General features: G+C 69.8%; 1 protein-coding gene. It reads left to right on the top strand.

Going from position 1 to position 2,298, the window contains the following annotated elements:
• The first annotated feature begins 170 nt into the window (after positions 1 to 170).
• Positions 171 to 2,294: a choline BCCT transporter BetT gene (betT, locus tag QL983_RS11035; protein ID WP_230259665.1), complete on the top strand. Its 2,124-nt coding sequence runs from the start codon at positions 171 to 173 to the stop codon at positions 2,292 to 2,294.
• Positions 2,295 to 2,298 lie beyond the last annotated feature (4 nt).

The raw sequence follows: 2,298 nt of genomic DNA on the forward strand, positions 1-2,298 counted from the left end.
ACCCTCACCGCCCAGCACGCATCCCCGCCCAGATGACCGATCTGTAGGGTGGACGGGCCGCCCAGACCCCGACGAGAGGAAGCACACCTGTGTCTGCCGACCAGAGGACGACAGCCGAGACCGCAGGGCCACCGGGTCCCCCCGACGCCGGAGGAGCCTCCCACTCCCCGGTGAACTGGCCGGTGTTCGCCGGCACCGCGGGCATCGTCGTCGGCTTCGCCCTCTGGGCGATGCTTCTGCCCGCCCAGGCAGACTCCGTCATCTCGGCCACGGTGAGCTGGATCGCCGAGAGCTTCGGCTGGTACTACGTGCTCACGGCGGGCATCGTCGTCGTCTTCGTGATCGTCGTGGCGCTCAGCCGCCTGGGCCACGTGCGGCTCGGGCCGGACCACGCCGTCCCGCAGTTCAGCATGTTCACGTGGTCGGCCATGCTCTTCGCCGCGGGCATCGGGGTGGACCTGATGTTCTTCGCCACCTCCGGCCCGGCCACCAACCTGCTCACCCCACCCGACCTCGAGCCGATGTCCGACGAGGCCGCCCGCATGGCCCCACTGTGGACCATCTTCCACTACGGCATCCCCGGGTGGGCCATGTACGCCCTGATGGGCATGGCCTTCGGACTGTTCGCCTACCGGTACCACATGCCGCTGAGCATCCGATCGGCCATCGCCCCCATCTTCGGCCGCCGCGTGCACGGCGCCATCGGCCACGCCGCGGAGATCGGCGCCACCGTCGGCACGATCTTCGGCATCGCCGTCTCCCTGGGCATCGGCGTCGTCTTCCTGAACGCCGGACTCGCCCTGATCCTGGACGTACCCGTGACCACCGGCGTGCAGATCGCCCTCATGGCCCTGGCGGTCGGGATCACGATCATCTCCACCGTCTCCGGCGTGGACAAGGGCATCCGCCGGCTCTCCGAGCTCAACGTGTACCTGGCCGTCGTCATCCTGCTGTGGGTGCTGGTCACCGGCCGCACCACGGACCTGCTCAACGCCCTGGTGCAGAACATCGGCGACTTCTTCGCCTCGTTCCCCTCGATGATGATGCGCACCTTCGCCTACACCGACGGCACGGCGGCCTACCCGGCGGAGCAGTGGATGTCCGACTGGACCCTGTTCTTCTGGGCCTGGTGGATCGCCTGGTCGCCCTTCGTGTCCCTCTTCCTGGCCCGCATCTCCCGGGGGCGCACCCTGCGGGAGTTCGTGCTGGGCGTGCTGCTGATCCCCTTCGCGTTCATCATGCTGTGGGTGTCCATCATGGGCAACGCGGCCATCGGCTTCTTCCGCGGCGGGGACCAGGCCCTGCTGGAGGAGGCCGTGAACACCCCCGAGGCCGGCTTCTTCAGCCTCCTGGAGAAGTACCCCGGCTCCACGTTCCTGATCGGCCTGGCCGTGCTCACCGGCCTGTTCTTCTACGTGACCAGCGCCGATTCCGGCTCGCTCATCATGGCGAACATGACCTCCAAGGGCTCGGTCGAGGACTCCGACGGCGCCCCGTGGCTGCGCATCACGTGGGCGGTGATCACCGGCCTGCTGACGCTGTCCATGCTGTTCATCGACGGCGTCTACACCCTGCAGAAGGCCACCGTGATCGTGGGCTTGCCGCTCTCGGTGCTGCTGTACCTGGTGATGATCAGCCTGTGGCGGGTGCTGCACTCCGAGTCCCTGGCCATGGACTCGCGCACCGCCGCCCTGCCCGCCGTCCTCGCCGGCCAGGCCCGCGACTCCGGCAGCCGCGCCACCTGGCGCCAACGCCTGGCCCGGCGGATGAACTTCGCCACGGCCCGCCAGGCCGCCGCCTACATCGAGCGCGAGGTCGGCCCCGCCCTGGAGGAGGTGGCCGCCGAGCTGCGCGGCCACGACGCCGACGCCGCCGTCACCCACGGCGTCCACCCCGAGTCCGGGGTGCCCTGGGTGGACCTCACCGTCACCTTCGAGGGCCAGGAGGACTTCAAGTACCAGGTCTACCCCGTGGCCTACCCCGTGCCGGGCTTCGCGGGCAGCCTCAGCGTCGCCCAGGACACCCACTTCCAGCTCGAGGTGTTCTCCGCCAAGGGCTCGCGCGGCCGGGACGTGCTGGGCTACAGCCGTGAGCAGCTGTGTGCCGACGTCCTGGACGACTACGAGGCCCACCTGACCTTCCTCGCCATGACCGGCGAGGACTCCCATCTCGCCGAGCGCCTCGAGTCCGAGGTGCCGGATGAGTGGGGCGACGCCGACCGCTCGCCCGCCACGGGCGCCATGCCGGCCGTGGACGCCGCCCCCGCCTCCCAGACCGATCCCACCCACCCGTGAGGAG

The organism is Micrococcus sp. APC 4021, from assembly GCF_030407635.1.
Classification (GTDB): domain Bacteria; phylum Actinomycetota; class Actinomycetes; order Actinomycetales; family Micrococcaceae; genus Micrococcus; species Micrococcus luteus.